Annotated in this window: 18 protein-coding genes (1 of these 18 running past the window's edge); 4 read left to right on the top strand and 14 right to left on the bottom strand. The window is 37.6% G+C overall.

Annotation, left to right across the window (positions count from 1 at the left end; translation table 11 throughout):
- Positions 1-336 carry the 5' portion of a ZIP family metal transporter gene (locus ABVM49_RS14190; protein WP_405202486.1) on the bottom strand. The gene continues 333 nt to the left of window position 1, outside the view, so the window shows 336 of its 669 coding nt (coding positions 1-336); it begins with the start codon at positions 334-336; its stop codon lies off the left edge, out of view.
- Between the two features lie 82 nt (positions 337-418).
- Between ABVM49_RS14190 and ABVM49_RS14185 the strand changes: the two genes are divergently transcribed.
- Complete coding sequence (locus tag ABVM49_RS14185) at positions 419-1,567, top strand: class I SAM-dependent RNA methyltransferase (protein ID WP_038601310.1); 1,149 nt, start codon at positions 419-421, stop codon at positions 1,565-1,567.
- Positions 1,568-1,599: 32 nt separating this feature from the next.
- Here ABVM49_RS14185 and ABVM49_RS14180 read toward each other — a convergent pair whose 3' ends face one another.
- The 4 genes from ABVM49_RS14180 to ABVM49_RS14165 all read right to left on the bottom strand — a co-directional run bounded on the left by ABVM49_RS14180 (position 1,600) and on the right by ABVM49_RS14165 (position 5,543).
- Positions 1,600-2,325, bottom strand: coding sequence for a DUF6048 family protein (locus ABVM49_RS14180; protein ID WP_405202485.1), 726 nt, complete (start codon positions 2,323-2,325; stop codon positions 1,600-1,602).
- Positions 2,288-2,794 carry a DUF6452 family protein gene (locus tag ABVM49_RS14175; RefSeq protein WP_405202484.1) on the bottom strand — a complete coding sequence of 169 codons (507 nt, stop codon included), beginning with the start codon at positions 2,792-2,794 and terminating at the stop codon, positions 2,288-2,290. The genes ABVM49_RS14180 and ABVM49_RS14175 overlap by 38 nt, the downstream gene beginning before the upstream one ends.
- Positions 2,794-4,209 (bottom strand): 23S rRNA (uracil(1939)-C(5))-methyltransferase RlmD, encoded by a 1,416-nt coding sequence (rlmD, locus tag ABVM49_RS14170; protein WP_405202483.1) that lies wholly within the window; start codon positions 4,207-4,209, stop codon positions 2,794-2,796. The genes ABVM49_RS14175 and rlmD overlap by 1 nt, the downstream gene beginning before the upstream one ends.
- A gap of 167 nt (positions 4,210-4,376) precedes the next feature.
- Entirely contained in the window at positions 4,377-5,543 is a 1,167-nt protein-coding gene (locus ABVM49_RS14165) for a mechanosensitive ion channel (protein WP_405202482.1), read from the bottom strand.
- 211 nt (positions 5,544-5,754) lie between these two features.
- Between ABVM49_RS14165 and rocD the strand changes: the two genes are divergently transcribed.
- Positions 5,755-7,035 carry an ornithine--oxo-acid transaminase gene (gene rocD, locus ABVM49_RS14160; RefSeq protein ID WP_405202480.1) on the top strand — a complete coding sequence of 427 codons (1,281 nt, stop codon included), beginning with the start codon at positions 5,755-5,757 and terminating at the stop codon, positions 7,033-7,035.
- 74 nt (positions 7,036-7,109) lie between these two features.
- On the opposite strand, the gene ABVM49_RS14155 is transcribed toward rocD, so the two are convergent.
- Both ABVM49_RS14155 and ABVM49_RS14150 read right to left on the bottom strand, forming a co-directional pair.
- Positions 7,110-7,445, bottom strand: coding sequence for a CCC motif membrane protein (locus ABVM49_RS14155; protein WP_035328227.1), 336 nt, complete (start codon positions 7,443-7,445; stop codon positions 7,110-7,112).
- 14 nt (positions 7,446-7,459) lie between these two features.
- Entirely contained in the window at positions 7,460-7,684 is a 225-nt protein-coding gene (locus ABVM49_RS14150; protein ID WP_405203687.1) for a DUF2752 domain-containing protein, read from the bottom strand.
- A 253-nt stretch (positions 7,685-7,937) separates the two neighbouring features.
- On the opposite strand from ABVM49_RS14150, the gene ABVM49_RS14145 reads away from it, so the two are divergent.
- A complete protein-coding gene (locus ABVM49_RS14145) occupies positions 7,938-8,486 on the top strand; it encodes a Smr/MutS family protein (protein ID WP_405202479.1) in 549 nt (182 codons plus the stop codon).
- Here the strand turns inward: ABVM49_RS14145 and ABVM49_RS14140 are convergent.
- Entirely contained in the window at positions 8,476-9,408 is a 933-nt protein-coding gene (locus ABVM49_RS14140) for a hypothetical protein (RefSeq protein WP_405202478.1), read from the bottom strand. The genes ABVM49_RS14145 and ABVM49_RS14140 overlap by 11 nt on opposite strands.
- Positions 9,409-9,618: 210 nt before the next feature.
- On the opposite strand from ABVM49_RS14140, the gene ABVM49_RS14135 reads away from it, so the two are divergent.
- A complete protein-coding gene (locus ABVM49_RS14135) occupies positions 9,619-10,776 on the top strand; it encodes a cysteine desulfurase family protein (RefSeq protein ID WP_405202477.1) in 1,158 nt (385 codons plus the stop codon).
- A 1-nt stretch (position 10,777) separates the two neighbouring features.
- Here ABVM49_RS14135 and ABVM49_RS14130 read toward each other — a convergent pair whose 3' ends face one another.
- The 6 genes from ABVM49_RS14130 to ABVM49_RS14105 all read right to left on the bottom strand — a co-directional run bounded on the left by ABVM49_RS14130 (position 10,778) and on the right by ABVM49_RS14105 (position 21,838).
- Positions 10,778-13,246 carry a carboxypeptidase-like regulatory domain-containing protein gene (locus tag ABVM49_RS14130; protein ID WP_405202476.1) on the bottom strand — a complete coding sequence of 823 codons (2,469 nt, stop codon included), beginning with the start codon at positions 13,244-13,246 and terminating at the stop codon, positions 10,778-10,780.
- The gene (locus ABVM49_RS14125; RefSeq protein WP_405202475.1) at positions 13,236-14,945 is read right to left on the bottom strand and encodes a M23 family metallopeptidase; all 1,710 of its coding nucleotides are present in this window, start codon (positions 14,943-14,945) and stop codon (positions 13,236-13,238) included. The genes ABVM49_RS14130 and ABVM49_RS14125 overlap by 11 nt, the downstream gene beginning before the upstream one ends.
- A gap of 77 nt (positions 14,946-15,022) precedes the next feature.
- Positions 15,023-15,916: a DUF4249 family protein gene (locus tag ABVM49_RS14120; protein WP_405202474.1), complete on the bottom strand. Its 894-nt coding sequence runs from the start codon at positions 15,914-15,916 to the stop codon at positions 15,023-15,025.
- Positions 15,917-15,922: 6 nt separating this feature from the next.
- A complete protein-coding gene (locus ABVM49_RS14115) occupies positions 15,923-18,301 on the bottom strand; it encodes a TonB-dependent receptor (protein WP_405202473.1) in 2,379 nt (792 codons plus the stop codon).
- A gap of 123 nt (positions 18,302-18,424) precedes the next feature.
- A complete protein-coding gene (locus ABVM49_RS14110; RefSeq protein WP_405202472.1) occupies positions 18,425-20,647 on the bottom strand; it encodes an NADP-dependent isocitrate dehydrogenase in 2,223 nt (740 codons plus the stop codon).
- Between the two features lie 210 nt (positions 20,648-20,857).
- Positions 20,858-21,838, bottom strand: coding sequence for a hypothetical protein (locus tag ABVM49_RS14105; protein WP_405202471.1), 981 nt, complete (start codon positions 21,836-21,838; stop codon positions 20,858-20,860).
- Between the last annotated feature and the right edge of the window lie 564 nt (positions 21,839-22,402).

The following is a 22,402-nucleotide window of genomic DNA, read 5'->3' as shown; positions in this document are numbered from 1 at the left end:
TGGAAAACCCTCTATAAGAGAGTGTAAGCAAAGACTTATAAATAATAATATAGGAAATGTTCCTTCATCCTTATGGTGAACGTGACCGTGTTCTGCCCCTTTAGATCCAAATTCTAAAATGATTTGAATAAGTAAGCCTAGCATTATAAAAATCCCAATGTTAGAATTATTGCTACTGTATACTTCAGGCAAAAATTCAAATATGACTACAGAAAGCAAAAAAGCTCCACTAAAAGAAAGTAAAAGCTTAATCCCATTATTTACAGCTGGCTTAAAAATAAGGGCAAATGTGAGTCCTATTAAGACGGCTATAATGGGAAGAATGATTGCAAGCAAATGGAATGTAATTTTGGGTCGTTAAGGCGGTAAAATTAACGTATTTTTGCGGCATATGAGTAAGAGTAGTGAAAACTTTAAGATGGTGGCCAAAACGTTTTTTGGCTTTGAAAAAATTCTAGCAGAAGAGCTTAGAAATTTAGGCGCTGGTAATGTAGAAATAGGGACGCGTAATGTCTCTTTTGAAGGTGATAAGGGGTTTATGTACAAAGCAAATTTGTGCTGTCGTACCGCTATTAAAATTTTAAAACCCATTGCCGAGTTTAGGGTGATGAATGAGGATGATCTCTATAGACGTATGCAACGCATAAACTGGAGGAAATATCTAGATGTAAAGAAGACCTTTGCGATTAATGCAACTGTAAGCGGTACTACATTTACACACTCGCAGTATGTCGCCTTTAAAACTAAAGATGCCATTGTAGACAAATTTAGAAAAGAAGAAAACGTACGTCCTAGTGTTGATACTAAGCATCCAGATCTTAGACTCAACGTTCATATACAAGACAACTGGTGTACATTGTCACTAGATAGTAGTGGGGCATCATTACACCACCGTGGTTACAGAACTGCGACAAACATAGCACCTATTAACGAAGCACTGGCTGCGGGCTTAATTATAATGAGTGGCTGGCACGGTCAGTCAGATTTTCTTGATCCTATGTGTGGGTCTGGTACAATGTGTATAGAGGCTGCAATGATAGCCTGTAATGTGCCTGCAAACTTAAATAGAAAAGAATTTGCTTTCGAAAAATGGGGAGATTGGGATGTAGATCTGTATGAACTCATAGAGGCATCTGCTCTTAAACGTGTTAAAGATTTTAGATACACGATTACTGGTTATGATAAAGCACCGTCTGCCGTAGAGAAGGCTCGCGAAAATGTAAAAAACGCACAGCTTTCAGATTTTATCACTATCAGTGAGAAAAACTTTTTTGAAACTAAAAAACAAGGTAATGACTTCTTACAAATGGTGTTTAACCCACCTTATGGTGAGCGTTTACCTATAGAGATGGAAGCGTTTTACAAAGAGATAGGTGATACACTTAAAGGTGGTTATCCTGGATCTCACGCCTGGATGATTACTTCTAATATGGAGTCACTTAAGCACGTGGGGCTTAGACCTAGTAGAAAAATCAAGTGTTTTAACGGTAGTTTAGAAAGTCGTCTGGTTAAATATGAGATGTACGAGGGAAGCAAGAAGGCTAAGTATCAGGATGATAATGAATAGTTGTACGCTTTCGCGAAAGCGTAATTAATCCGCTACTTTTTAAAAATAGGGATAAGGTATGATAGCGTATATCCATAACCCACACCTACCGTAGAGTCTTCGGTGACTTTACCGAAGCCCGGAATATAAAGATTTGCATATCCATCTGGATCTTTTGTTGTGATAGATCTCTTAATCTGAACATTAACACCTAGGTAGATATTACTGAAAAGTTCGACTTCTAGACCTAATTTAAGCTCTAGCCAAGTAGCATTGAGTCCAGAAAAATCTTGGGAGTCTAGTCTTGTGTCATCACCAAAAAGAGGATTTGTAGTGTATATGGTATAGCTGTCTAGCTCTTGACTAAAACTAGAGAAACCAGCACGTACACCTGCATAGATTAGGTTATTCATCCCAAACCAGTTTTCATAAGCATTGTAATTAAAACCGGCTTTTATGTAACTACCTTTTGTAGTATTCTCAATATTGGGTAGATCTGTTACTTTGGTTTCGTTACCTAACTCTGCGGCTAGATAGTAGTTTTTCTTTATTCTAAAATCGCCTACTACTTCAAAGCCTGTGTAGTTGTCATCAAGAAAAGATCGTACAGGTTTTGATAAATCTATACCTACTCTGAGGCCGTAGTAATCTGTAGGGACTTTTGTTACTGTGTCAACTGCTATAGCTTCTTCTCCTATATCTTGAGCACTAACACCAGCAGATATAACGGTAAAAAGTAGGCTAGTGAAAAATACTAATGTGTGCTTCAACTTGATCATTTACCGTTGGGTTTTCTATTATAATATTCTGTATCCAAGAGCCATCATCTTGAGGAACTAGTTCTGCCAGTAACTCATCATATATCACTCTAAAGCCGCAAGCCTTGCTTACATACTCCTCATCGCGTATGTAGGTAAACACTAGGTCATCTACATTTATAGGCTCGTCATCTTCTTCTTGAGAGTTTATTATAAATGAGTAGGTTGTAACATCTTCTATTGTACGTAGAGGGATGGCAATACTGTCTGTGCCTGCAGTCACTGTAAAGCCTGTATCTTCTGGTATAGATCCTTCTGCTACGATAGCAAGATTATTAGGAGCTTTTGAGTCTGAAGGGCTATCTGCATCATAAAACTTTATAATAAGCAGTGGGGTAGTGGGTGTAGTCTCTGCACAAATGTCATCACGCTCGCAGGCGCTTTGCCCAAAGCATATAATGAGTAACAGTATATAAAAGAATTTTTTCATTATGATCTTTTCTCTAAAAGTACAACATTCTCTACGTGATGAGTTTGAGGAAACATATCTACAGGTTGTACCTTGGTTACCTTATACACGTCATCTAGTAACGCAAGATCTCTTGCTTGTGTTGCACTATTGCAGCTTACATATACAATTTTTTGAGGTGAGATATTTAATATTTGGTCTACGACGTCTTTGTGCATACCATCCCTAGGTGGGTCTGTTATTATAATATCTGGGTCACCGTGTGTGGCAATAAACTCTGAGTTAAAAACCTTCTTCATATCTCCTACAAAGAACTCAGCATTTTCTATACCATTGAGTTTTGCATTTTCCTTTGCAGCGGTAATAGCATCTGGTACAGCCTCTACACCTATCACTTTTTTAGCTTTTTTTGCAACAAACTGTGCGATAGTCCCTGTACCTGTATATAAGTCATATACAAGCTCATTACCTGTAAAACCAGCAAAGTCTCTTGTAATTTTGTATAACTCGTATGCTTGCTCTGAGTTAGTCTGGTAAAAGGACTTAGCATTGATCTTAAACTTAAGGCCTTCCATCTCTTCAAAGATGTGATCACGCCCTGCATAACAAATTACATCTTGATCATAAATGGTGTCATTGCCCTTACCATTAATTACATACAGTAAAGATGTAACCTCTGTAAAGGTATCTTTTATGTAGTTAAGAAGTAGTTCTCTTTTTTGTACATCTTCCTTATAAAACTGTACGAGTACCATAAGCTCCCCAGTAGTGGAGGTGCGTATCATAAGCGTGCGTAAAAGCCCTTCTTGATTTCTGGCATTGTAAAAAGCCATATCATTTGCAGTAGCAAATTCTTTTATGCCATTACGTATAGCATTACTAGGGTCGCGCTGTAGGTGACATTTTTCAATATCAAGTATCTTATCCCACATACCTGCAATATGAAAACCAAGGGCGTTGCGATCTTCTATCACCTCGCCACTTTTTATTTGCTCTAGTGTGAGCCATTTTGAGTCAGAAAATCCAAACTCCATTTTATTTCTATAGAAGTACTGCTCTTTGCTTCCGGCAATAGGAGTAACTTCTGGTAATTCAATTTTTCCTAGACGGGTTAGATTATTTACTACCTCTTGCTGTTTGTACTCAAGCTGGTATTTATAATCCATATGCTGCCACTTGCAACCACCACAAAACTCAAAGTGCTGGCATTGTGGTTCTGTACGCTTTCGCGAAAGCGTAACCACCTCTGTTGCAGTACCCTCATAGTAGGCTTTACGTTTTTTTGTAGTCTGTACGTGTACCACATCTCCTGGTACAGCGTTGTTTATAAATAACACCTTACCATCTGGTGCGTGACCTATGGCTTTACCTTTTGCGCCGGCATCTGTTACGGCTATATTTTCAAAAATCTTACGATTAGTTTTACGTCTACCCATAGTGGCAAAAGTAGGATTTATATTAAAGCTATTTTCCGAAAATTATAAGAGATTATCAATAGTTTGTAAAGTATGACGCTCCTTGTGTTTTGTAATCACTAGAGCATAAAAAAGGCCGCTATAAAAATATAGTGGCCTTAATAATTGAGGGAATTATTTATGAGGTGTTAGTCAACTTTATTGTTGAACTTATGTAAGATTTTTTTCATTTGCTCTCCTGCAGCTTCTCTACCTCCTAGACCAAAGCTCAGAACCACCGTAAGTGCTATAGTACCAAGTGTAAGACCAAAGGCAAGGTTAATAATCTCATCTGCAATGCCCATTGTGCTTAACCCTATTGCAAGGAAGATAGCGATGATAGCCATACGTACGATAGATGCTAAGAAAGCATTTTCTTTGGCCGCCATATTTTTATAAACGATGCTTGCAATCCAGTTACCTATTACTAGAATAACAAGTCCAAATAATATTTTACCACCATATACATTTATAGTTGCAAAGATTTCTGAAAGTTGTTTAAACTCTAACTTTTCTATAGCGGTAGTAATACCAAAAAGGAGGATAAAAAAGTAAACGATGTTACCTATAAGGTTTACCACATTTGTGTTGCCCGTCATTTTATCAAGTTGCATTTTTTGAAGTGTAGCATTCATATTCATTCCGTTAAGAAGATCTTTTACAAGACCACTTAAGAAACGAGCACCTATTGTAAAGGCAAGAAGGATTATTGCTGCAACAGCTATTTTTGGTATAGCAGCCATAAAGCTAGATAGCATTGTAGTTGCCGGTATAGAGATAGAGTCCATCTCTAGTATATTAAGTGCTACAATAAGTAATGGTATAAATACAAAAATGAAAACTATCTTCTTAAGGATGTTTACAACATCAATTTTAGTAGAGATTTTTAATTTAGGCAGTTCTTTACGTATGGTGTCTCCAGACATTCCTACAAACTCTGCAACGATTGTTGCCAGCATATATCCTATGTACGTTACAAGACCAGCACCTACTATGCGAGGTATGAAGCCTAGAAAATCATCTAGCATATTTTTAAGTGGGTCTAGGGCAGAGGTAAGACCTAAACGACCTAGCACAAGTGTAAAAACAAATATCATTACAAGTAAGTAAACTAGTTTTGATATAAATTTTGATAAAGTGATGGTGTCACTTTTTAATTTCTCATCAAGACCACTCTTTTTAATGATCTTTGCAGTTAATTTTTTGAGTAGCTTTGCTATAAATACACCTACTATAAGAAGTAGTATAGCTACAAGTGCGTTGATTAAGTAATCACCACTACTTAAGTTTCTTAGTAAATCGTTGAGATAGTCCATTTTGATTAATTATTTTAGTTTACTCAAATGTACTCCGATTACTTAGGGTGCTATTTTATTTCTAGAAGCATCAAGGCGTTAAAGGTGAAATACATATAAAACACGACATAATACTCAGTTGTACTATGTTTTATGAGGTTGATTTCTCTCCTCTGACATAATTGTTAAGAATTAGGAATTGTAAATTATAGAATAAAAAAACTTACACATTATGGCCACTGTTGATCAACTTACATCACAACAGGCAATCGCTCTCGAAGACAAGTACGGAGCACACAACTACCACCCGCTTCCAGTTGTACTTTCAAAGGGAGAAGGCGTTTACGTATGGGACGTAGAAGGAAAAAAATACTTTGATTTTCTATCTGCATACTCGGCAGTAAATCAAGGTCATTGTCATCCTAAAATTGTAGGAGCAATGACAAGTCAAGCACAAACACTTACACTTACGTCAAGAGCATTCTATAACGATATGCTAGGTAAGTTTGAGAAGTATGCTACAGAGACTTTTAACTATGACAAGCTCTTACCTATGAATACAGGTGCAGAGGCAGTAGAGACAGCTCTTAAACTTTGTAGAAAGTGGGCTTATGAGGTAAAAGGAATAGACGAGAACGAGGCAGAGATTATAGTATGTGAGAACAACTTTCACGGGAGAACCACAACCATCATCTCATTTTCTAACGACCCTGTGGCTCGTAAAAACTTTGGTCCTTACACAAAAGGATTTATTAAAATAGAGTATGATAATCTTAAAGCACTAGAAGAAGCACTTAACAGCAGTTCTAATATTGCAGGTTTTCTAGTAGAGCCTATACAAGGAGAAGCAGGTGTGTATGTACCTAGTGAGGGTTACCTAGCAGCGGCAAAAGAACTGTGTAAAAAACATAATGTACTCTTCATAGCAGACGAGGTGCAGACAGGTATAGCAAGAACAGGACGTTTACTTGCTACCTGTGGTAACTGCGATTGTGTAGATAAGCACTGTTCTGGTACACCAGAGGTAAAAGCAGATATCTTAATACTAGGTAAAGCCTTATCTGGAGGTGCATATCCAGTATCTGCAGTACTAGCAAATGATGATATTATGGGTGTAATAAAGCCTGGTAATCACGGTAGTACCTTTGGAGGAAATCCGGTTGCAGCGGCTATTGGTATTGCAGCACTTGAAGTTATTAAAGATGAAGAGCTTGCAGATAATGCACAAGAGCTAGGTGAAACCTTTAGAGCAGAGCTTGCAGAGTTTATTGAGACAAGCTCTATTGTAAACGGTGTACGTGGTAAAGGATTACTCAACGCCATCCTCATTAACGATACAGAAGATAGCTCTACCGCTTGGGATATTTGTATTGCTTTACGTGATAATGGATTACTAGCAAAACCTACCCACGGTAATATCATACGTTTTGCACCACCGCTTGTAATGACTAAAGAGCAATTACTAGAATGTGTTGCGATTATTACAAAAACGCTTAAGCAATTTGAGAAGTAATAACTCTTAATGATAAAAATAAAAAAGCCGCTTCAGTTATGAAGCGGCTTTTTATATATAATTAGGATTCCTTATTAGTAAGAACCTCCCATTTGCTCTAGTTGCTGTTGTTGCCATTCTTCCATACCAGCATATCCTCCAAAGGCGATTAGCATACCTATAAAAGCTAATACCATTAAGGCTCCTAGTACAAGACCTATGATAGCAATGATTCTTGCTGTTTTTAACTGTCCATAGTTTTCATAAAGTTCTGGATCTTCGGCAGCTGTTTTCTTGTCTTTGTTTGCTAGAAATAATGCAATACCAGAAAGCACTACTCCTCCAAAACCTGATGTAAAACAACAAGCAATAAATGATATAATCCCTAGTACAAGAGATATCGTTACATTAGGTAGTTTTTGTTTTTCCATTGTTGAGTGGTTAATTAGTTAGTTGTCATTTTTATAATGTAGCTCACGATAATCGTAGCGACTGTCAATATAGCTAAAATTATGATACTCTTATTAGCATATTTAATACTAATAAATTGATTAAGTATGAGAAGTGAAAATAATAACACAAGCGGATAAATAGCAGGGTACATAAAAAATGCTTCTACAAACTCACCTCTTAGTATCAAAGCAATAGAACGCTGTATGCCACACCCCATACACTCAAATCCGAGGTATTTCTTATTCATACAGGGTAGCATATATTCTTCCATTGCAGTATTTTCTTAAAGATGGCATTATAACCATTTACTATAGTCTCAAATTTAATAACAAAAAGAAAGCATAAGGTTTAATCTGTTATAAAATATTTCAAATTTAAACTACAAATACTCCCATAGTTATGAGGAAACACTTAATTAGTTTTTCCATACAATGCTTATTTTTACCTATAAAGTTTAATACTTCTATGTTATGGTAAAAGGAATGCGCGTACAAGCGCTAGATGACGATTTTGAAGGCCTGGTAGTAGAGACGGTAGATGGGGAGATACTCGTAGAAGATAGTGATGGGTTTATTTTACGCTTTCGCGAAAGCGAACTCATACCCATTATAGATGATAGACTTAACAGCGATTTTGCTTATGTACCAGATAGTGTAATCTCTGAAAAAGAGCAGCCAAAAAGACGACAAGCCCCAAAAGTCTCTGCAAAAGAGCGCAATGCTCCTATGTTTGAGGTAGATCTACACATTAATAAACTTGTAAAATCTAAGCGTGGTATGAGCAATTATGAGATACTTACCCTACAGCTTGATACAGCAAGAGGTCAACTAGATTTTGCCATACGAAAGCGCATCCCAAAAATGGTTTTTATACACGGAGTAGGAGAGGGCGTACTGCGAGAGGAGCTCTATACTTTACTACGTAGGTATGACGGTATTAAATTTTATGATGCAAATTTTCAAAAATACGGAGCAGGAGCAACCGAGGTCTACCTGTACCAAAACGCCACTACTCGTTAAAATCTGGCTTTTCTGTTATAACAACGTCTGGTGATGTATATACACCAAAATTTTGAGTAGACTCATCACGCTGCTCATCTTGGTTTGCAGGATTTATATAGACAAGTAACCTTGTAAATATAGATATCTGAAAGTCTGTAATAACATACTCGTTATCACGATACTCATTTACAGTAGTTTCTACCGCAATAGCTGGATTTAAGTAATCATCATCTGTAGGCGCATCGGGATTTGAGTTGTCATTTGCTGGGTTGAGATCCATATTTGCATCTTCGTTGCGTGTAAGCACTCCATCATCATCATCATCTGGGTCAAGGTAATCTGGTATCTCATCACCATCTGTATCTCTAGAGAGCATTGTATCTATAGCAGTCCCGTCTTCATTGAGAACCACACCTTCTAGCTCTGTAGGTACGTTATCACCATCATCATCAGAGTCTAATATGTCTGGTATGCCATCCTCATCAGTATCTTTAAGATCTGCAGTACCCGCGACACCTTCTGGGTCTTCTATCTCAGAAGGTATACCATCCTCATCAGTTTCGGTCCCTGATCTTGTAATGATCACTTCTCCTTCTGTACTTATAAACTCTTCTGCTACCACCGGTGTTGCAGGTGGTATAAGGCTACAAAAGTAATCACTAGATACCGCGTCATTAAAACGTCTGTATGAAACTTGGTCATCACCAGAGAGTGTAATGTCGTCAAGTTCATCTACTCCTCCAAAAATATCTTGAGAGGTTGTAAACTGTAGCGCTAGCGTCTCGTTAGTACTCGTGTTAATTTTATAAAATACATACTCGCTATCTGCACAAAGTTCTAGCTCAAGATCATCAAAATCTATCTCTGTGACTATAAGATCACCATCGTCACACGAGGTAGCGATAAAAGAAAGGATAACTAAGGCTAGAAGCTTTTTCATATAAATTATGTTTATGACAAAAATAGGGTAAAGAGATGTAATTACGCTTTCGCGAAAAAAGTTATTTAAACAGCATTAACACCCTGCACTTACTAGTTACAATGTGCCTATTAAGAGTAACTATGCTCATCATATAGAAACGCTAAAGTGTAAGAGCTGTCGGGATATTTTAGTTATTTTTGTAGACTAATCCCCTAAGAAATAACGTTTATGTCTCAGGTTTATTTTGATAATGCTGCAACCACTCAAATACGTCAAGAAGTATTAGAACGTATGATGGAGGTTATGAGAGAAGTGCCTGGTAATCCATCTTCTACACACGCCGTAGGTCGTACAGCAAAAAGTCACGTAGAAAGCGCACGTAAAACCATTGCAAAGATTCTTAATGTTACTGCGGGAGAGATTATTTTTACATCTGGAGGTACAGAGGCAGATAATCTTGTCATAAATAGCGCCGCTCGAGATCTAGGAGTACAACGTATTATTACCTCACGTATAGAGCATCACGCAGTGCTACACGCAGCAGAAGAAGCAGCAAAAACATATAACATTTTACTAGAGTACGTTCCCTTAAAAGAATGTGGCACTCCAGACGAAAAAAAGCTAGAAGAAATGCTCGCATCAAATGATGCAAAAACGCTCGTGAGCCTTATGCACGTCAATAATGAGGTGGGTAATATGATAGACATAAAAGCAATCGCGACTATGTGTAAATCATATGGAGCACTAGTACACTCAGATATGGTGCAAAGCATTGGCCATTATGCTATAGACCTTCAGGAGGTTCCTGTAGATTTTGTAGCGGCTGCTGCTCATAAATTTCACGGGCCAAAAGGTGTAGGATTTGCATTTATAAGAAAAAATAGTGGTCTTAAGCCACTTATATTTGGTGGTTCACAAGAGCGTGGTTTACGAGCTGGTACAGAGGGTGTACATAATATTGCAGGACTTGAGACGGCAATGCAATGTGCATATACTCACCTTGAAGAAGAGAGCAATTATGTGAAAGGGATAAAAACCTATTTCGCCGAAAGGCTTAAAAAAGAAATCCCTAGTGTAAAACTTAATGGGAATTGTAGCAATCCAGAAAAGAGCACATATACCTTACTTAACGTATGCTTACCTATTGCTTCAGAAAAGGCATTATTGCTGCTTTTTCAATTAGATATGAAGGGTATTGCTTGCTCTAAAGGAAGCGCTTGCCAGAGTGGGAGTGATAAAGGTTCACACGTACTTCAAGAAATCTTATCTGAAGATGATCTTAAAAAGCCTAGCGTGCGTTTTTCTTTCTCAAAGTATAATACAAAAGAGGAGGTAGACTACGTGATAAGCGTTCTTAAAGAGTTCCTAGAAGGTGTACCTGCGTAGTCTAGAACTTAGCAGATACTCGTACATTAAAAACTCTAGGAGATAAAAAGTTAGGAATTGCAAACTGCTGTTGTGTACTTGCGTCTCTTACAAAGGTGTTTGTAATTGAGTTCTGTCTATCAAATATATTATAGATTTCAAAACCAGCCGTAAGATCCTTAAAGACGTGTAGCCAGTGACCTTTTGGGAACGGTTTTGATGCATCTGTAAAGACATAATTTATACCTGCATCTGCTCTAAAATAATCTCTCAATCTAGGTAATTCTGAAAACACATAAGGATCTGCATAACTAGGTGATCCTCCAGGTAGGCCTGTCTGGTATACCATATTAATGTAAAGTTTCAAACTAGGAATATTAGGCGCGTAGTCTTGAAATAGAAAAGCAACCTTTAATCGTTGATCTGTAGGTCTAGGTATATACCCTTGATTGTCTATATTTTCTTCTGTGCGCAGTACACCTAGACTTATCCAGCTTTGTGTACCTGGTACAAACTCACCATTAAGTCTGGTGTCTATACCATAAGCTCTTGCCGTAGCATTATTTGTAGCTCTGTAACGTATGCGTACATTTTCTAAGGTATATGGATTTACATCTGTAAGACCTTTATAATATGCTTCTGTCACTAGTTTAAATGGGCGTTCCCAAAGATTAAAACTCCAGTCGTGACCGGCTACAAGATGAAAAGATTTTTGAGCTTTTACATCTGGTCGTACCTGTCCCAGTGAGTCTCTCAACTCTCTATATAAAGGAGGTTGTGCATAGAGACCTCCGGATAGTCTAAAAATCATATCTGAGTTGCCACCAGGTTTTAAACTAAGTTGTGCTCTCGGGCTTACTACGGTTTGTGTTGTACTCTCAATGTTATCTCCGCTTACCATCCACTGTTGTGCTCGTACTCCAGCATTTATCCAGAGCTCGTTATTTCCTATCTCGGTGCGTTTACTGTATTGTCCATAAGCAGAGAGTCTATTAATCTGCACATTATTACGAGCACGTATGTTTGTAAAGGGCTCAAGAGGCGCATCAAATGCGGCATAAGGTTGCTCATTTGTAAAATCTCCTATAGGTGGTCTTATAGAAAACCCTGCAGAGTCTATAACCTCATATTCTTCTAGTCTATCACGTATATCTTCACGGGTATATTTTATGCCCCAATCTATCTGGTCTGTATCTTTTAGATACGTTCCTTTGTGCTCTACATTTATAAAAAGAGCATCTAGATCATTACGAGCGTGTGTAAGTTGTGAGCCTATACCTTGTGTAAACTCTACATCACCTAGGTCTTCATCACCTATATTAGTATTAGGTCTTCCTAAACGATAGTCTGCAAAAATATCAAAATACTCTTGCTCTTGTGTGTGATATGCAGATCCTAAAACTTTGAGTGTGGTATGCTCATTAAGTTGATAAGTACCTTTTAAGGCTCCAAAGTAAGTCTCATACTTATCTTCTTCTTGACCTTCATAAAAGACAATAAGGGCTAGAGGATCTGCAAGACTACCAAAATTGGTTTGTCGTGTAAGTGGCTCATAGTCATATTTATTTATCGCAATGTTTCCTAAGAAGTCTAGTTGAAATTTATTTGTGAACTTATACGTAAGCAATGACTGAGCGTCAAAAAAACGTGGTTTAAAGTTCGTTTCTGTTTGTTTTGCATTTACAAGAAGGCTATTATCGCGATAACGTACACCTGCAAGTGCTGTAAATCTTCCGTCTTTAGAAATTCCTTCGCCAGAGATACTACCGCCTAGAAGGCTGGCATCTACACTGGCCGCAAAATCTACAGGCCTTCTATAGGTAATGTCAAGTACAGAAGAAAGTTTGTCTCCATATTTTGCCTGAAACCCTCCAGCACTAAAAGCTACATTTTGAACGAGATCACTGTTTACAAAACTCAATCCTTCTTGCTGTCCAGAGCGTACTAAAAATGGACGGTAAACTTCTATTTCATTAATGTATACTAGGTTCTCGTCAAAGTTACCACCGCGCACAGCATATTGTGTACTTAGCTCATTGTTATTACTCACTCCTGGTAATGACTTGAGAAGATTTTCTACTCCCGCATTTGCACCTGGTGTCTTGCGTATAGTCTCTGGAGCTATGGTAGTCACGCCTTCTACACGCTGCCTGGTAGTAGTGGTAATAATAACTGTACCTAGTTGTTCAATATCAGATTTTAATACTGGGTTAAACTCAATATCGGCATTTGCTTTGAGGTTGAAGGTTTGTGTTATTTTTTTAAAACCCACATAAGTATAAGATATTGTGATGTCTTCATTTGCAGGAATCACTATCACATAAAAACCATTATCATTTGTAACAGTACCATCTCCCATAAACGCAACCGAAGCTCCTGGTACAGGTGTGTTTTTATCATCGAGTATGATGCCTCTTATAGTTGCCGTTTGGGCAAGACCTAGAGTTGTAAAACATAAAAGTAGGATGAGTAGGAGGTAGTTATTTTTCAATGGATGGTTTTCTAAAGAATGTAGTTTCAAATGTAGTACTATTTCCCACATTATCAGTCACGATAAGTTTGAGTTCGTTCTTAGTATCTGTAACGGCATTATCGTTAAAATCGTGTGTAAGTGTTTTGGTTTTTGGCTCATACTCAAGTAAGATAAACTTACCGTTTACTGTAGCACGGTATCCCTTTATACCACTTGCCAGGTCTTTTATCTCAAATTTAAGGTAGCGATATTTTGACATCCATTTACCTTTTGTAAAATTGCTCGCCTTTACCACCGGCGGGTCTGTGTCTTTTGCAATTGTATATTCTCCTAGGGTACGTGTGTTAATTTGAAGTTTATTATCCTTAATACGAGTGTTGCTGTAATACACATCACCTTTGTAGTTTATTCTACCTAGATATAACTTATCACGATCTGCCTCATTATAACCAGATAGGTCATATGAGATACTTATGTTTTTATGTACAGGTAGTACATCCTTGTGTAAAGTGAGTTTGTCACCCTCTGCTTTGAGATTTAAAGAGTAGTCATCATAAAATGCTCCTTTAGGAATATATACCTCAAATTTTCCTTCGTTAAAATTGTACCCTTGGTCACTGTATACAAAGTCTTTGTAGTCGGTAGCTGTGTTTCTTGGGGAGATAGTATCACTAGTCCCGCTTATGGGTATGTTTATGATCACTTCGTTGTGAGCATAATCTTTTACTTTAATTTGGTATTGGTAAGCAAGACTATCTTCTATTGTAAGTATACCGTTATCAACCTGCTGAGTGTATATACTAAGTGGATTATTTCTCTCTATAAACAATTTCTGTACGCGCTTTCTTTTGTCTTTATATAACCCATAATCTATCATTCGGTTGAGATACCTTGTTTCGGCAAAGGAAAATTTATCCATTTTTACCTCAAAATTGGTCTCACCGTTTAATGACGTTGTAATAGCGTAAATCCCATTTTTATTATTTGCTAGATCTTGCTGGTCTATGGTACCTATTGCAAATCCTATCGAGCCTTTTGCCTTTATATTTTCGGCTTGGTAACTCCCGTCCGACTTTTGAGTGAGGCGCACATCTATAGCTTCGGTTCCTTTATTAATTGTAGACTGCGCATCAAGTGGGTAAGCCCTAAGATGATTTATGGTAGGCTTTCTAGTGTCTTTTGCGTTGAGTCCAAATAAGAATGGATTCATAGGTCTCGAGTTACCATCACGTATTTCAAAATGTAGGTGAGGGCCGCCACTACTTCCTGTGTTACCGCTATATGCAAGTATCTCTCCTTGACCTATTGTGAGCTCTCCTTTTTTAGGAAATAGCTCAATCTCATAAGACTGTTTTTTGTATTGTGCTCGTTTTATATAAGCTTCTACCTCTGGACAAAATTTCTGTAAGTGTCCATACACGGTGGTATAACCATTAGGGTGAGCCACATAAATAGCTTTTCCGTAACCATAGTGAGATATTTTTATGCGTGTGATACTACCTTCGGCTGCTGCATAAACGGGTAAGCCAGTTCTGCGCTGTGTTTTTAAATCAAGCCCACTGTGAAAGTGGTTGCTACGTAGCTCTCCAAAACTTCCAGCAAGTACAAGCTCGCCATCTAGCGGATTTAAAAAGTAATTTTCAGGAACTTCATTTTGAGAATATATTAATCCAGTTATCAGGACTAGCGCAAATGATAATAGCAATCTTTTAGACATAGGTACTAAAGTAAGTAATAGCTTTGTATAATTAAAAATGACGGTGGTGATAAGTCCGCTTTCGCGAAAGCGCAACACTATTCCTCAATAACTAAGCTCGCCGAAAACTCTTGCGATAATGAGAAATACCCTAGAATAAACGCATCTGGTCTGTTTAAATTATCAAACTGATCTATATTATCTATGTCAGTAATATTAAGAAAATTACCTCTTACCGTGGCAGTAGGTGTCTGGAAAGGACCGTTTTCTCCTTGCTGACTTTGTTCTAGAAGTCCATTCATATAGTCATAAAACTGCTCATCTGCCCCTAGAATGCTTATATCTATAGTGTCTCCAGGGTTGAGAGGAGTATCATCTGAGTCATAAAAATAGGAGAACTCAAATTGTTGCCCCTGGTAAAAGCGGTCTTCTGTAGGGAGATATTCATTAAAGTCTAGATCTATCACATAATAGTTATCATCATCTGGAATATCTGTAAAGGCGATAGTAACCTCCTTATCATCTGGGTCAAAAAGCCCACCATCGCCTTGCTCTACCGTATCTATAGGTACAGAGGGAGCAAAGGTTGTTCTAGCAAAATAGTCTTGATCTTGATACGTTACAAATATTAAGTACTCAGAATCGCTAGTGAGCCAGCTTGTTACTATTTTGTTATCTGCTACGGGAGAGACTGTGGTAGCAAAGGGTCTGTAAACACCAGGTTCACCCGGTACAGGCTCATAGGGTACAAAACCAGACTCGTCTGCTTTTTGAATAAACATACTTTCTACTTCTGCTGGTTGTATCTCACCAAAAAACGATGAAGATAGGGAGACTTTAATGTTTGCTGCTGTTAATTGCTGCGTAGTATCTATGCGTATTAAGGCATCTACAATAAGGCGAGGGTCTTCATCATTAAGATCTACATCTATTACATCTTCACACGATGTAAATACTAGTAGTAATGCTATAAGGAGTGTTATATATCTCATCTCTTACTAAAATTTAAAATTATAGGTAACCGCAGGAATGATTCCAAAAATTGCTGTTCTTACTGCCTCGTTATTTCCAGTTTCTGCATTTTGCCTAAAGTTAATAGAGGCTGCATTTCGACGGTTATAGGCATTGTAAATACTAAAAACCCACTCTGACTGCCACGATCTGTTCTTATTTTTTTCTGGGGTAAGTGTCGCGCTTAAGTCTAATCTATGGTAATTAGGTAATCGTTGCTCGTTACGAGGACCGTAAGTAGGGATAACTATACCTTGAAACTCAAATTGACCCACAGGGAAGTTAGTCGGCTGTCCAGTTTGGAATAAAAAGTTACTACCAAATTTCCACTTGTCATTAAGCTCATAATTGAGATTCATAGAGATGTCGTGAGTTTTATCATAAGGTGTGTTATACCACTGCCCGCGGTTTATGCCTAGCTCCTCTGGTGTTCTTCCTGGTGTGCGTTGTTCAGATTTTGATAAGGTATAAGCTAGAAAACCTTTAAATTTCCCATCATTTTTACGTAGTAAAAACTCAAGACCATAGGCTCTAGCCTCACCTTGTAAAATAACTTGCTCTATGGCTTCATTTGCAATAAGCTGGGCTCCGTCTATGTAGTCTATACGGCCATCTATGTCTTTATAAAAAGCCTCGGTTTCTATAGTGTACTCGCTGTTTCCTATCTCAAGATTTTTAAAATAACCTATGGCATATTGATCTAGTTGTTGTGGTGCTGCATACTGGCCACTGGGTGTCCAGATGTCAAGCGGAGTAGGGGAGCTTGTGTTAGATAATAAATGTAAGTATTGTACTAGTCTCGTGTAACTCGCTTTAATTGATGTATCGTCATTAAAAGCATAAGAAGCTGCAATGCGAGGTTCAAGCGCATTATAAGTAGCGAGTTTATCTCCTCGTGAAAAAGAGGTGTCTACTCCTATAGGGTCTTCGCTTTGATATATAAGCAAGAAAGGATCAAAAGATACTGGCTGGTCATTACTGTAAATATTAACCTCGTCTTGTCCTAATCTCGTAAAATTACTAAAACGTAAACCATACTCCACTGTTAGGTTTTGCGATAATTTATGTTCTACGTCTACATATGCAGCAAACTCATTTGCATATTTCTTAACCAGTTGCTCTTCTATAATTCCAGAGTCTGGACCATTAGGTTGAATTTTACCAGGATTAAAAGTATAGTATAAGTTATTAATACCTGAGTAGATCTTCATCTTGTCATTAAGATAGTGAGTGAGATCATATTTGATATTTATATTGTTAATACCAGAGTTCCACTCAAAGCCTACAAAGTCTAGATCAAGCCCGTAGTAGTAATCGCTATAAATAAGAGAGGCGTTTGAAAATAGCTTGTCGCTAAAAATATGGTTCCATCTCAAATTACCTACCGCATTACCATATACATTTTTAAAACTATCGCTTACGCTAAAAAGATCTCGGCCAAAATAACCAGATAGATACAAGCTATTATTATCATTGATCTTATAATTAATCTTTGTATTAAGGTCGTAGAAATATGCTTTATTATCTATATCAAATAGTGGTAAAAATAAATGTGCATAAGAGGCTCTACCGCCAAAAAGGAAAGCCGCTTTATCCTCTACAATAGGTCCTTCTACCAGGAGTCTACTTGCTACAGCTCCTATACCTCCTGTAACTTTTGTTTTCTTGCTGTTACCTTCCTTTTGATAAATATCTAGTACAGAAGACACCCGTCCACCATATCTAGCTGGTATCCCTCCTTTATATAGTTTCAAATCCTTAATAGCATCTGGGTTAAAAACCGAAAAGAAACCAAAGAGGTGTGAGGAGTTAAAAATAGTAGCCTCGTCTAGAAGAATTAAGTTTTGATCTGCAGCGCCACCTCTGACGTTAAAGCCAGAAGCTCCCTCACCAGCACTCGTTACACCAGGTAGCAGGAGTATCGCTTTTATAACATCTGCCTCTCCTAGTACAACTGGAATACTTTTTATAGTCTCAGAGGTGAGTGCATTTACACTCATTTGTGGTTTACGTATTCTCACACGTTCTACTTTCTCTTCTATGACAATCTCATCGAGTTGCTCTAGTGATGTAGAGAGAGCTATATTTTTACGTATATCTTTGTTGAGCTCTATAGTTTCTATTACATCTTTATAGCCTAAGTAGCTTACCTGTACCTTATAAGTACCCTCGGGCAAGGTGATAGAGTAGAAGCCATATGAGTTAGTCACAACTCCATCATTAAACTCAGGAAACAAGATGCTTACTCCTATCAAGGTTTCATTACTTGATACATCTGTAATGGTACCGCTTAACGTATATTTTTCTTGTGAGAATAAGGGTTGTAACGACCCTAAAAATATCAGTACGTATAAAATATTTTTCATTGTAAAGATTTGAAGTAAAGCTAGTGACAAAATACCGATAAACTTGTTAAAAATAAAAAGCCTCTTCATTTTTGAAGAGGCTTTTGTCGGTGATGATTACGCTTTCGCGAAAGCGTAAAAACCTTAATCTATAATCGCGTTAAAAGTAGCGCTTGGTCGCATTGCTGCAAATGTTTTATCACTACTCACACTGTAGTAACCCTCTATATCTTGAGGACTTCCTTGTGCTGCATTAAGCTCATTTATAATAGTATGCTCATTTTCTTCCATTGCTTTTGCAATAGGAGCAAACTCTGCGGCTAGATCTGCATTTTTAGTTTGGCTAGCTAGTCCTTGTGCCCAGTATAATGCAAGGTAGAAGTGACTACCACGGTTATCTAACTCGTTTACTTTACGAGAAGGTGATTTTCTGTTTTCTAAAAACTTGATAGTCGCCTCGTCTAGTGTATCTGCAAGTATTTGTGCTCTCTCATTACCCTTAGTAGTAGCCACGTGCTCTAGTGACACCGCTAGTGCAAGAAATTCTCCAAGAGAATCCCAACGCAGGTGACCTTCTTCTAGAAACTGCTGTATGTGCTTAGGCGCAGATCCTCCAGCACCTGTTTCAAAAAGTCCACCACCATTCATAAGTGGTACAATAGATAACATTTTTGCACTGGTCCCTACTTCAAGTATTGGGAAAAGATCTGTATTGTAATCACGCAGTACGTTACCGGTTACTGAGATAGTGTCTTGACCATTTTTAATACGCTCAAGTGAGAAACGTGTCGCTAGTACAGGAGACATAATCTGTATATCTAGTCCCTCTGTATCGTGATCTTTAAGATAAAGATTTACTTTTTTAATAAGCTCTGCATCGTGTGCACGCTCACTGTCTAGCCAGAATACAGCTGGAGATCCAGTTGCTCTCGCACGACTTACAGCAAGTTTTACCCAGTCACGTATAGGTGCATCCTTCACTTGGCACATTCTCCAGATATCACCTTCGTTTACCGTGTGTTCTGTAAGAACGTTACCTGCATTGTCTACGGTACGTACTGTTCCTGCAGCAGGTATTTCAAAAGTCTTATCGTGAGATCCGTATTCTTCGGCTTTTTGAGCCATAAGACCTACGTTAGGTACTGTACCCATAGTAGTAGGGTCAAAGGCACCGTGCTTTTTACAAAACTCTATAGTTTCTTGAAAAACACCTGCATAGCTACTATCTGGTATAACTGCCTTAGTATCTTGTTGCTTTCCTTGTGCATTCCACATTTGTCCAGAAGCGCGTATCATAGCTGGCATAGATGCATCTATAATCACATCACTAGGTACGTGTAGGTTTGTTATTCCTTTATCTGAGTTTACCATTGCTAGGTCTGGACGAGCATCATAACAAGCTTGTATAACCGCCTTGATTTCTTCTCTTTCAGATGCTGGTAATTCCTCTATTTTGGCAAGTAAATCTCCAAAACCATTATTTACATCTACACCTATTTTATCAAGAGTAGCACCATACTTTTCAAATACTGGAGCAAAAAATACTTTTACTGCGTGACCAAATATTTTTGGGTCAGAAACCTTCATCATTGTCGCCTTCATATGCAGAGAGAATAAAAGATCATTCTCCTTTGCATCTGCAACTTGAGTTTCTAAAAAGTTTATAAGCGCTTGTTTCTCCATAAGAGAAGCATCTATAATCTCATCTGCAAGAACCGGAGTCTCGGCTTTAAGTACTGTTACTTTACCAGCAGCATCTACGTGTTCTATACGTATGTTGCCTGCCTCTTTTATTGTAACAGACTTTTCGTTATTTCTAAAGTCTCCGTGAGACATCGTCGCTACGTGAGACTGTGAGTCTGCACTCCAAGCACCCATACTGTGCGGGTTATTGCGAGCATATTGCTTAACTGGCTTAGGTGCACGTCTGTCTGAGTTACCCTCACGTAGTACTGGGTTAACAGCACTACCTAGTACTTTTGCAAATCTTGCACGTATTGATTTTTCTTCATCTGTTGTAGGCTCTTCCGGAAAATCTGGAATTGCATATCCATCACTCTGTAATTCTTTTATAGCCGCTGTAAGCTGTGGTATAGAAGCAGAGATATTAGGAAGCTTTATAATATTAGCTTCTGGTTTTTTTGCAAGTTCTCCTAGTGCTGCAAGCGCATCTTCTTGTCTTTGATCTTCTGTAAGATATTCAGAAAAGTTTGCTATGATACGACCAGCCAGAGAGATATCCACTAGCTCCATCTCAATATCAGAAGATTTTGTAAAGCGCCTTACGATAGGGAGGAATGAATGTGTTGCAAGCATAGGAGCTTCATCCGTAAGTGTATATTTAATGGTGGTTTTATCTGTCGCCATTCAGGAGTTTTTTTATTTAATAAATCAGTTGAAATTTACTTGCTGGGCAAGCCTAGCAAATATAGTAATTTGTAAGGCATTTTTCCACCTAAAATCACGTCTAACTTAAGTCATCTTTTCTGTTAAACTCAACCTAATTATTTATGTTTATCTATCACAAAACTCGCTGTGCTTCTTATTTGATATTTTGACAATATGTCTGTATTACAATTATTGTTTTGTAAGTCTAAAAGTGGAAGGAGTTACAGGCCAACCACAAAATCCGTCATTACCTTCAAATCCTTCAATAAAACGTAAATCAAATACCGTGTCGTCTATTTCGTCTATTGTGCCGTTTAAATCGTTAGATGGACCTAATAGCACTTGATGGTCAGCTTCTACACGTGCAGAACAGACTATAGCTGAGCGTATGTATCGAGTCATTATGGCTTGATCACAGGCTATAGTAAACTCAACTTCAGATAATATAAATGTACCATCAAACATTTGTTGCGTGTCTCTAAATATTTCAAAATAACGAACATTAGGTCGTGATCTTTCAAGTGTAAATTGATTTGGAGTTAGAAAAGTAGGACCATCAAATCCATTTACTACACTGCTGTAGTCATAAACTCCTGTAAACTTATCATTATCGATGCCTTCTACAACATATATATCATAGCTGAATGGAGAGTTTATAGAGCCTGGGTAACTTATAATAGGACCTATGCTGTTGTCGTGATTAAAGGCCAGTCCATTGGTAAGATGCAGTGTTAAGTCTATAACAAATTTATCAGTACAAGATATTTCATCTGTAGTAAGGTTAGTGTTCTCAAGAAGCTCTTGAGTTGTTATTGTTAGTTCTGTGACTGGATAACCCCGCTCACCTTGTGTAAAATCTGATGCGCTAAGTGTTTTAAAGAGCACTGAAGATGTGCTATTGTCTCCATTTTGAGATGTTCGATCTACAAATGATAGAAAGACATCTACACGGTCAAGTAATTCTCCCTCGTTTCCATCTTGCATCTCAAGTACGTAAGAAATAGGTGTAGTAGGTGATTGTATATCATATACTGAGTTATTAATTGCGCGGGTACGCAGCACAGCTCCGTTTCTTACGTTATCTAAGACATAATTAATTGCGTTGTCTGGTTCTTCACAAGATGTAAAAACCAATAGTGATACTATCACTGATAGGTATATTATTTTCATAATTGATTGATGTTTAGTTGGTTTAAATATCGTGGGAAATGTTAAAATAATAGTACTATCCGATAAAAGTTTCCACAGGTTTTGAGAAGTGTAACGTTCATTTATATAAAAACAAAAGCCATATCCCTGTACAAAGTACGTTGATATGGCTTTTTAGAAATTGCTTTACCGGTAAACCCTTGAAGTTTTATAACAGTGTTTTTAATGACTGTAACCGTTCAATTTCTGCTGAAATAGTGTTGTTTGTCAATGTAAAACAAACTATCTCAGCGATGTTGCGTTACTTAAGATTATTCAAATAGTAGACCATTTAAACTATCTACTTATCTAGTTTGTGCAGCGGGTCTTATTAGTAACCACAACTTAACTAAAATAATACGGTGATACTATTATAGTTTTCTGGATGGTTAAAATCGTCTAGTGGATTAGAACACCATAAATATAGTAATTGTTATGACTCGTTAGCTTAAAATGTATTTATTTAATTTTCAACCTGTTATCAACTTCACTTCTTAACTTTTGTTCATAAAAAAAGCTTCACTGTATAAGTGAAGCTTTTAGAAT

Origin of the sequence: Dokdonia sp. LLG6352-1 (assembly GCF_045055815.1) — a bacterium.
Classification (GTDB): domain Bacteria; phylum Bacteroidota; class Bacteroidia; order Flavobacteriales; family Flavobacteriaceae; genus Dokdonia; species Dokdonia donghaensis.
The sequence above is the reverse complement of the archived record's forward strand: the minus strand, read 5'-3'. Positions and strand labels throughout refer to the sequence as shown.